Annotated in this window: 10 protein-coding genes; 6 read left to right on the forward strand and 4 right to left on the reverse strand. The window is 71.1% G+C overall.

Annotated features, from left to right (window positions below; translation table 11 throughout):
- Both GUY59_RS44505 and GUY59_RS44510 read left to right on the forward strand, forming a co-directional pair.
- The coding region (locus tag GUY59_RS44505) for a cytosine permease (RefSeq protein WP_201762087.1) at positions 1-836 on the forward strand (836 nt) is incomplete at its 5' end.
- Positions 837-871: 35 nt separating this feature from the next.
- Positions 872-1,339 carry a hypothetical protein gene (locus GUY59_RS44510; RefSeq protein WP_138208261.1) on the forward strand — a complete coding sequence of 156 codons (468 nt, stop codon included), beginning with the start codon at positions 872-874 and terminating at the stop codon, positions 1,337-1,339.
- Between the two features lie 21 nt (positions 1,340-1,360).
- On the opposite strand, the gene GUY59_RS44515 is transcribed toward GUY59_RS44510, so the two are convergent.
- Complete coding sequence (locus tag GUY59_RS44515; RefSeq protein WP_138208260.1) at positions 1,361-3,160, reverse strand: alkyl/aryl-sulfatase; 1,800 nt, start codon at positions 3,158-3,160, stop codon at positions 1,361-1,363.
- A gap of 127 nt (positions 3,161-3,287) precedes the next feature.
- On the opposite strand from GUY59_RS44515, the gene GUY59_RS44520 reads away from it, so the two are divergent.
- Both GUY59_RS44520 and GUY59_RS44525 read left to right on the forward strand, forming a co-directional pair.
- The gene (locus GUY59_RS44520; RefSeq protein WP_252375238.1) at positions 3,288-3,926 is read left to right on the forward strand and encodes an HAD family hydrolase; all 639 of its coding nucleotides are present in this window, start codon (positions 3,288-3,290) and stop codon (positions 3,924-3,926) included.
- A gap of 33 nt (positions 3,927-3,959) precedes the next feature.
- Positions 3,960-4,901, forward strand: coding sequence for a ribose-phosphate diphosphokinase (locus GUY59_RS44525; protein ID WP_138208258.1), 942 nt, complete (start codon positions 3,960-3,962; stop codon positions 4,899-4,901).
- A gap of 29 nt (positions 4,902-4,930) precedes the next feature.
- Here GUY59_RS44525 and GUY59_RS44530 read toward each other — a convergent pair whose 3' ends face one another.
- Positions 4,931-5,746: an SDR family NAD(P)-dependent oxidoreductase gene (locus GUY59_RS44530; protein ID WP_138208257.1), complete on the reverse strand. Its 816-nt coding sequence runs from the start codon at positions 5,744-5,746 to the stop codon at positions 4,931-4,933.
- 107 nt (positions 5,747-5,853) lie between these two features.
- On the reverse strand, positions 5,854-6,621 hold the full coding sequence (locus GUY59_RS44535; RefSeq protein ID WP_236668104.1) for an SDR family oxidoreductase: 768 nt from the start codon (positions 6,619-6,621) through the stop codon (positions 5,854-5,856).
- A gap of 10 nt (positions 6,622-6,631) precedes the next feature.
- On the opposite strand from GUY59_RS44535, the gene GUY59_RS44540 reads away from it, so the two are divergent.
- Together GUY59_RS44540 and GUY59_RS44545 are read left to right on the forward strand one after the other, a co-directional pair.
- The gene (locus GUY59_RS44540) at positions 6,632-7,360 is read left to right on the forward strand and encodes a nucleotidyltransferase domain-containing protein (RefSeq protein ID WP_132627657.1); all 729 of its coding nucleotides are present in this window, start codon (positions 6,632-6,634) and stop codon (positions 7,358-7,360) included.
- A 75-nt stretch (positions 7,361-7,435) separates the two neighbouring features.
- Positions 7,436-8,074, forward strand: coding sequence for a maleylpyruvate isomerase N-terminal domain-containing protein (locus GUY59_RS44545; protein WP_138208256.1), 639 nt, complete (start codon positions 7,436-7,438; stop codon positions 8,072-8,074).
- Positions 8,075-8,122: 48 nt separating this feature from the next.
- Here GUY59_RS44545 and GUY59_RS44550 read toward each other — a convergent pair whose 3' ends face one another.
- Positions 8,123-8,617 (reverse strand): GNAT family N-acetyltransferase, encoded by a 495-nt coding sequence (locus tag GUY59_RS44550; protein ID WP_212746345.1) that lies wholly within the window; start codon positions 8,615-8,617, stop codon positions 8,123-8,125.
- Between the last annotated feature and the right edge of the window lie 120 nt (positions 8,618-8,737).

The following is an 8,737-nucleotide window of genomic DNA, read 5'->3' on the forward strand; positions in this document are numbered from 1 at the left end:
GGGTGGGCGGGATCATCTTCGCCATGACCCTGCTGGGCCTGGGCTGGGTCAACTGCGGCGCCGACTACTCCCGTTACCTGCCGTCCGGCTCGCGCCCGCGCTCGGTGGCCCTGTGGACGATGCTCGGCGGCGCGCTGCCGCCCATGGTGCTGCTCGTGTTCGGCGTGCTGCTGGCGGGCGGCGACCCGTCGCTGGCCGAGGCCGCGGGCGGCGACCCGGTGGCGGCGCTGGCCGGGGCGCTGCCGACCTGGTTCCTGCTGGCGTACCTGCTGACCGCCATCGGCGGCTTCCTGGCCGGGGCGATCATGGACATCTACTCGTCGGGATTGTCGATGCTGGCGCTCGGCGTACCGATCAGGCGGCACTACGCGGTGCTGATCGACGGGCTGCTCATGGTGCTCGGCGGCTACTACCTGCTGTTCGTCTCCACCAGCTTCCTCGCCACCTTCCAGGCGTTCCTCGCGATCATCGGCGTGGTGATGGCGGCCTGGGCGGCGGTGTTCCTGGTCGACATGTGGCGGCTGCGGAAGGGCGGTCGGTCGTACGGCGGGCCCGCCGACGGCGCCGACCGCGAGCGGCTGCTGCGTCCCGGCGCTCCCGCGCTGCACTGGCCGGGCCTGGTGTCGCTGGTGGTGGCGTCGGTCGTCGGGCTCGGCCTCATCACCTCGGCCGACGAGAACATCGCCGCGATCGTCGGCTTCCTCATGAGCCGCGAGCTGGAGAGCGGCACGTTCGGGGCGGCCAACATCGGCGTGGTGGTCGCCCTCGTCGTGGCCGGCGCGCTGTACTACCTGCTGACGGCGTTCGCCCGGCGTGGCGACCGCGGGCCTGGCTGATCAGGGCGCTCACCCGGCGTTACGCTGAGTGAGTAATGCCGAACCTTCCGTTGCGGTTGCTGCAGTGGGCAACGCACGTCACGGCGTGCGGGCTGCTGCTCATGGCCGTGGTCACCGTGCTGCGCGACGGCCTCGTGGCCGTGGCCGCCGCAGGCGTGCTGCTCGGCCTCGTGTACGCCGCCGGCCCCGTGCTCGAACGCCGGCCCATCCCGGCGCTCGTGTGGCTGGGCCTGGTGACGGGCGGCTGGGCCGCGCTGGCCGTGGCGGCGCCGCCGTTCGTGTGGCCGGTGTTCGGGCTGCTGTTCGCCTACCTGCGGATGTTGCCGCTGTGGGCGGCCATGTTCGGGATGACGGTGCTGACGTCGGCGGCGATCGCGGCGGCCGTGTGGCACGCGGGCGAGCTGACGGTCCCGCTGGTCCTCGGGCCCGCGATCGCGGCCGTCCTGGTGACGTTGCTGGGGCTGGCCTGCGAGGCGCTGCACGCCGAGGCGGCCCGTACCTAGCCCCGGCGAGCGGCGCGCGGGTCAGGCCGTCACGATGGCGAAGTCCGGCATCGCCCGGTCCAGCACGGCGACCAGCCGCTGCAACACCGCCGTGTTGCCCTCGCGTTCGACCCCTTCGACGCCCTTGCCCGCCAGCAGTCCCACGAGCTGCTCCTTCGTCAGCCGCAGGGTCAGGTCGGCGGCGTCGTCACGCGGGTCCCGCTGCTGCACGAGCACCCCGTTGCACAACGTCGTACGGTGCCGCTCCCCCAGGTCGGTCAGGTGCCAGTCGATGGACAGCCGCTCGTGCCAGGCGCGCGGCCCGTCGACGCGGATGGCGATCGAGTCGAAGATCTGCTCGACGCTCAGCGCGGCGAGCAGGTCCGGCGAGGTGACGTCCATGGTGGCGGGCACGATGCCGTCGGCCAGCTCCAGCGCGCCCATGAGGTAGAAGTTGCGCCAGGTGGCGTTCTCGGCCCCGTGGCCCAGCCTGGTGTAGACCTCGGCGAGCAGGTCGCGGGCCTCCTTGTTGCCCTCGTCGGCGAAGACCGCGTGGTTGAGCAGCTGGGCGGCGAAGCGCAAATCGTTCTCGCCGATGTAGCGCCGGGCGAACTCGACCACGCCGGCGGCGCCACCCAGACACTCGACGTAGCGGATGGCGCTCTCCCTGGGCGGGTGTTCCCACAGGTGGGCCGGGTTGCCGTCGAACCAGCCGAGGTAGCGCTGGTAGACGGCCCTGACGTTGTGGGAGAGCGAGCCGTGGTAGCCGTGGGTGTGCCAGGCCCGCTCCAGCTGAGGCGGCATCTGCATGGCCTCGGCGATCTCGGGCCCCGTCAGGCCTTTGTTGATCAGGCGCAGGGTCTGGTCGTGCAGGTAGGCGTACATGTCGCGCTGCTGCTCGATGAAGCGTACGACGGTCTCCCCGCCCCAGGTGGGCCAGTGGTGCGAGGCGAAGGCGACGTCGGCCCGGCCGGCGAACAGGGAGACGGCCTCGGTCAGGTAACGCGCCCACGCGCGGGCGTCGCGTACGGCGGCGCCGCGCAGGGACAGCAGGTTGTGCTGGTTGCGAGTGGCGTTCTCGGCCAGGCAGAGGGCGCGGTGGTCGGGCAGGAACACGTTCATCTCGGCGGGGGCGGCGGCGTCCGGCGTGAGGTGGAAGATCATCCTGACGCCGTCGACCGTCTCCTCCTGGCCGGTGCGTGTGAGATCCAGCGTGGGCGGGATGAGCGACACGGTGCCCGTCGACGCGGTCATGCCGAGGCCGCAGCCGATCTGGCCCTCGGGCGAGCGGGGCAGCGCGCGGCCGTACAGGTAGACGGCCCGGCGGGTCATCGCGTGGCCGGCGTAGACCCGTTCGGACGCGGCGTGCTCCACGAACCCGGCAGGGGCCAGGATCGGCACGCCACCGTCGGTGACGCCGCGTGCGCCGCCGAAGTGGTCGACGTGCGTGCAGGTGTAGATGACGCCGGTGACCGGGCGGTCGCCGCGGTGGGCGCGGTACAACTTCAGCGCGGCGGCGGCGCACTCGGTGGAGATCAGCGGGTCGATCACGACGACACCCCGCTCGCCCTCGACCAGCGTCATGTTCGACAGGTCCAGGCCGCGAACCTGGTAGACGCCGGGGGTGACCTCGTACAGTCCCTGCCTGGCGCAGAGCCGGCTCTGTCTCCAGAGGCCGGGATGGGCCGTCTCCGGGCAGTCCTCCTGGAGGAAGTCGTAGGAGTCACCGTCCCAGACGACCCGGCCGTCCGCCGTTCTGACGACCGCCGGGCTGAGCTTCGCGATGAAGCCGCGGTCGGCGTCCGCGAAGTCGCCCTGGTCGTGAAGTGGAAGGTCTGCCATGCCGTGTGGAATGCCCGGGAATCAGTCGCGATAGCTCAACAGACTTTCCCTATTAGCATGAATATCGGGCAATAAGGACATATGTCGGCCGAGCCCTGCGGATCGCCGTTCGCGTATTCTCGCGGTCGTGAGAGCTTGCGTGTTCGACCTCGATGGCGTGCTGGTGGACTCAGAGCCCGTGTGGGAGGAGGTGCGCCGGGCGTTCGTGGCCGAGCACGGCGGCACCTGGCAGCCCGACACGCAGTCCAGACTCATGGGCATGAGCACCGCCGAGTGGTCCGCCTACCTGCACGATCTCGGCGTACGCCGGCCGCCCGCCGAGATCGCCCGCGCCGTCATCGACCAGATGGCCGCCCGCTACCGCGACGGGGTGCCGCTGATGCCGGGGGCGGTGAAGGCGGTGCGCCGCCTGGCGGAACGCCACACGCTGGGGCTGGCCAGCTCGTCGCCGCGCGCGCTGATCGACGTGGTGCTGGACGCGGCCGACCTGAAGCAGTGCTTCGCCGCCACCGTCTCCACCGAGGAGGTGGCGCGGGGCAAGCCGGCGCCCGACGGCTACCTGGAGGCGGCCCGGCGGCTGGACGTCGACCCCCGCGGCTGCGTGGCGGTCGAGGACTCCAGCAACGGGCTGCGCTCCGCCGACGCCGCCGGCATGCACGTGATCGCCGTGCCCCACCCGCGTTACCCGCCGGCGCCCGACGCGCTCGCCCTGGCCTGGCGTGTCCTGCCCAACCTCGACGCGCTCACCCCGGAGCTGCTCTCGTGAACGCCGGGCCGGGGTCGCTAAGCTCTGGGAACCGTGCGTGATATCACGGTCTTCAGCGGCAGTGCCCACCCCGAGCTCGCGGAGGAGATCTGCGCCCACCTGGGCACTCCCCTCCACCCCGTCCAGGTCCACCGCTTCGCCAACGACGTACTCGAAGTGCAGCTTCAGGCCAACTGCCGCGAGCGTGACGTCTTCCTCATCCAGCCGCTCGTCCCGCCGACCCAGGAGAACCTCGTCGAGCTGCTGCTGATGCTCGACGCCGCCCGCGGCGCCTCCGCCGCGAGGACCACGGTCGTCCTGCCCCACTACGCCTACGCGCGCAGCGACAAGAAGGACGCTCCCCGCATCTCCATCGGCGGCCGGCTGGTCGCCGACCTCATGGTGGCCGCCGGCGCCAGCAGGGTCCTGGCGATGACGCTGCACTCACCACAGGTGCACGGCTTCTTCAGCGTCCCCGTGGACCACCTGCACGCCCTGCGCGAGCTGGCCGGCCACTTCCGCCAGTACGACCTGTCCAACACCGTCGTCGTCTCCCCCGACCTCGGCAACGCCAAGGAGGCCGCCGCCTTCGCCCGCCTGCTCGGCACCGGCGTCGCCATGGGCGCCAAACAGCGTTACAGCGACGACCGCGTGGTCATCAGCTCCGTGATCGGCGAGGTGGCCGGCAAGGACGTGATCATCCTGGACGACGAGATCGCCAAGGGCTCCACGGTCATCGAACTGCTCGACCGGCTGCGCGAACAGGGCGTCAGGTCCGTACGCGTGGCCTGCACCCACGGGCTGTTCTCGGCCGGAGCGCTCGAACGGCTGGGCGCGCTGCCCGAGGTCGAGGAGATCGTCTGCACCAACACCGTGCCGCCGCCCAAGCCCTGCGACAAGCTCACCGTCCTGTCGATCGCACCCGCCCTGGCCGAGGCCATGCGCCGCATCCACGACGGCGAGTCGGTGAGCGCGCTCTTCGACACGAGCCCGTGAGGTTCACCTGAGCACCGGAAAGTCACCGGTCAGAACATCCTGATCGTCTGAGCGGTGACCTTCCTGCCCTGCTGGGAGGCCAGGAAGGTGATGACCTCGGCGACGTCTTCCGGCTGCGCCACCTCGCGCAGCACGCCGCTCTCCGCGACCAGCTGCTCCACCTCCGCGTTGACCCAGCCGGTGTCGGTCACGGGCGGATAGACCATGTTGGCCGTGATGCCGTACGCGCCTAGCTCGTGCGCGGCCGACATGGTGTAGTTCTCCTGGGCCGCCTTCGCCGCGCCGTAGGAGACCTCCGTGGGGAAGCCGTCGGGGCCGCCGGAGGTGAGGCCGACGATCCGGCCCCAGGTCGCGCCGCGTTCGACGTGCCGCCCCGCGAACTCCGCGATCAGCAGCGCGGGAGCCCGCACGTCGACCGCGAACTGCCGTTCGTGCGTCTCCGCGTCGACCGGCCGCAGCGGGCGGCCGACGGCGTCATGGCCGGCGGGGGTGAAGGTGTCGCTCAGCCAGCCGCTGGCGTTGTTGACCAGGATCTCCACCGGGCCGAAGGTCTTCTCCACCTGGTCGAACAGGGCCTTGGGCGTCTGCGGGCCGGCCAGGTCGGCCTCGGCGGCCTCCGCGGTGCCGCCCGCCTCCCGGATGCGCCGCAGCACCTCGCCGGCGTCGGAGCCGCGGGCCTGGTCGTACGCGGGTGGGGTGGCCGGATCGTTCAACGGGTCGAGCCGTTTGTAGGTGAGGAAGACCGCGACGCCCTCGGCTGCCAGCGCGACCGCGGTGGCGGCGCCGATGCCGTGATTGGCGCCGGTGATCAGGGCGACCTTCCCTGCGAGGCGTGGATCGATCATGTTGCCATCATGCCCGCGGCGACCGGCCGCCCGCCAAGGCATTTCCGGCGAACCGGCCGTTCACCCCGCCGAGGGCATGAAGGACGGAAGGACCCACGGGCCACGTCCTAGCCGAAGCCCCCGTTGCTCATGAGCAGCTGGCCGTTGATCCACTGGCCCTGCTCCGAGCAGAGGAAGTCGACGAGGTGCGCGGTGTCCTTCGGTGTGCCGAGCCGGTTGAGCGGCGTCTGGCGTACGCACTGGTCGCGGACCTCGTCCGGCATCCACCCGGTGTCCACCGGTCCGGGGTTGAGCGCGTTGGCGCTGACACCGAGGTGGGCCAGCTCGTGCGCGGCGGCCAGCGTGATGCGGTCGAGTGCGCCCTTGCTGGCGCCGTACGGCAGGTTGCCGACGGTGTGGTCGCTGGTGAGGGCGACGATCCGGCCGGTTCCGTGGGCGCCCCGGAAGCGCAAGCCGTACTCGCGGATCAGCAGCCAGGTGGCCCGCGCGTTCACCGCGAAGTGCCGGTCGAAGCCGTCCACGGTCGTGTCGAGCAGGCCCGATGCGACCGACTCGCAGTGACACATCACGAGCGCGGTGACGTTGCCCAGCGCCCGTTCCGCCTCGTCGAAGATCCGGGACGGGGTGTCCACGTCGGAGAGGTCCGCCTCGATCGCCACCGAGGCCGCGCCGGCGTCCGCGAGGGCCGCGGTGATCGCGTCGGTCGCGCCCGGCTCGACGCCCCAAGTCATGCGCTCGTCGTAGGGGGACCAGTGGGAGAAGGCGATGTCCCAGCCCGAGGCCGCCAGCCGCCGGGCGATCCCCGCCCCGATGCCGGCGGTGCGGCCCACGCCTGTGATCAGCGCGACCTTTCCTGTGCGCCGTGAATCGATCATAGTGGCCATCATGCACGCAGCGACCGAACGCCTGCTGACGGATTTTCTCGACCGGATCGAACCGGCGGTCCCCCTGGTCGCGCTCTGGGCCCACGGCTCGCTCGGGGCCGGCGACTACCGGCCGGGCCGCAGCGACCTCGATCTGGTCGCCGTGCTCGACTCACCCGTGACGATGCAGCAGTGGCGCGACATCAAGGCCGTGCACCGCTCGCTCGAACCGCCCCTCGCCGCCCTGCTGCACTGCTCGTACCTGCCCCGTCAGGAGCTGGACGATCTCTCCACCGAACACGTGACGTGGGCGCACGAGCGCATCTTCCGCCGTCCCGTCACCGCCGTCACGCGGCGCGAGCTGCACACGGCCCCCCGGCGGTTGTACGGCCCGCCGCCCGGCGAGGTGCTGCCCCCGGTGTCGGACGCGGAGCTGGAGGCGTTCGTCCGGTCGGACCTGCGTGACTTCTGGCTGGTCAAGACGCGGGCGCGGCGGCGCTGGCTGCAGGAGGTCTGGGTGGACCTCGGCGTGCTGACGGTCGCCAGGGCCACGGTGACCCTGCGGGAGGGCCGCCTGATCAGCAAGCGGGAGGCTCTGGACGTGGCGGCCGGGATGGGAGCGCCGGACACCGTGGTGGCCGACATCCGCGCCCGCAGATACGGCACCCCGCCTCCGGTGTTGAGCCGGTTCAGGAGGGCCCGGCTGGCGCGGGCGTTCGTCAGGTCGGCGATCAGGAAGGCCCTGGCCTGAGGACCGCACATGGCCGAAATATGGTGAACGGATAGGGTTGGCGCGTACCACCTGAAGGGGAAGAAAGGGCGGCACATGGGGGAAAGCAGGCAGTCCTATCTGGTGGCCGCGACGTCGGCGGTGTCGCTCCTGCGTCACCCCGCCGTGAGCACGTCGTGGGACAAGCCGAGCGCGCTGACCGAGTTCAGTGTCGCGGGACTGGCCGGGCACCTGGCTCACCAGCTCGTCAGGGTCGGCGACGTACTCCCGCCGGACGGCGAGGTCCAGGAGCCCATCGACCTCATCGAGCACTACTCACGCTCGCCGTGGGTGCAGGCCGGCCTCGACCACGAGAGCAACCTGAGCATCAGGCGCGGCGGCGAGGCGGCCGCCGCCGACGGGGCCGAAGCCCTGGCGGACAAGGCGCAGGCGCTGCTCGACCACCAGAGCGCCGCGCTGCCCGCCGAACCGGCCGACCGCGTGGTGCTGCTGCCCTGGGCCGGATGGTCCCTGCGGCTGGACGACTTCCTGCTCACCCGGCTGGTGGAGCTGGTCGTCCACTCCGACGACCTGGCTGCCAGCGTCGGCCTGGACACGCCTGAGCTGCCGCCGGCCGTCAACGAACCCGTCGTGGAGCTGCTGGCCCGCCTGGCCGTGCACCGCCACGGAGCCACCGCGGTCATCCGCACCCTGAGCCGCGCCGAACGCGCACCGGCGGCGATAAGCGCCTTCTGAGCCGGGCGCGCCCCTCGCGGCTGGATCCGTACAAGCCGGTCATCGTGTTCACAACGAGTGCCGCACCCACACGTTCGGCTCCACGTACACGGCGTAGTTCTGCGCGAGGTCGCACATGACCGGGGACAGCGTGAGCGGCACCTCTACGGGACCGTTCACATCGAACGGCTGGCCTGTCCACGCTCGCCACTGCGCCAGGGATCCCGAGATGGTCTGGGACGCCGGCGCGACTTTCACGATGGTGCCGCCGGCGCGTACGTGCACGCGCAGCCACGGGTCGGCGGGCAGGCCGTCCTCACGGGTGCGGAACGCGTACTCGGACATCGACGTGTGGGGCTCCAGGTGCTTGCCATTGGGGCGTACGGGCGCCAGCAGCTCCGTGAAACCCTTGGACTTCGCGTTGTCGCGCAGCGCGTTGAGGAGCAATGCGGACAGCCCTTTGCCCTGATGCTCCGGATGGATGCTGATCTCCAGGGCGCTCACCGCGTCGGGAGTGATCTCCTTGCGCAGGTCCGAGTGCGCCCACTTGACATCACTTGACATCCTCCCCTCGTAAACGAGGGGATTCCCACGGTCGCCCGTGAGGATTCCTGCTTCATCGCCGGTTGCCCCGTCCGAGAGGACTCTCGTTGAGGTCTGACACCAGCTCCACAGGCGTTTCAG

This window comes from Nonomuraea sp. K271, assembly GCF_009908215.1.
In the GTDB taxonomy this organism is placed as follows: Bacteria; Actinomycetota; Actinomycetes; order Streptosporangiales; family Streptosporangiaceae; genus Nonomuraea; species Nonomuraea longispora.

Bases quoted from the DNA above. Each gene is read 5' to 3' on its own strand.
- GUY59_RS44510 (WP_138208261.1), top strand. From the start codon at position 872: ATGCCGAACCTTCCGTTGCGGTTGCTGCAGTGGGCAACGCACGTCACG.
- GUY59_RS44515 (WP_138208260.1), bottom strand. From the start codon at position 3,160: ATGGCAGACCTTCCACTTCACGACCAGGGCGACTTCGCGGACGCCGAC.
- GUY59_RS44530 (WP_138208257.1), bottom strand. From the start codon at position 5,746: ATGATCGATCCACGCCTCGCAGGGAAGGTCGCCCTGATCACCGGCGCC.
- GUY59_RS44535 (WP_236668104.1), bottom strand. From the start codon at position 6,621: ATGATCGATTCACGGCGCACAGGAAAGGTCGCGCTGATCACAGGCGTG.
- GUY59_RS44540 (WP_132627657.1), top strand. From the start codon at position 6,632: ATGCACGCAGCGACCGAACGCCTGCTGACGGATTTTCTCGACCGGATC.
- GUY59_RS44545 (WP_138208256.1), top strand. From the start codon at position 7,436: ATGGGGGAAAGCAGGCAGTCCTATCTGGTGGCCGCGACGTCGGCGGTG.
- GUY59_RS44550 (WP_212746345.1), bottom strand. From the start codon at position 8,617: ATGTCAAGTGATGTCAAGTGGGCGCACTCGGACCTGCGCAAGGAGATC.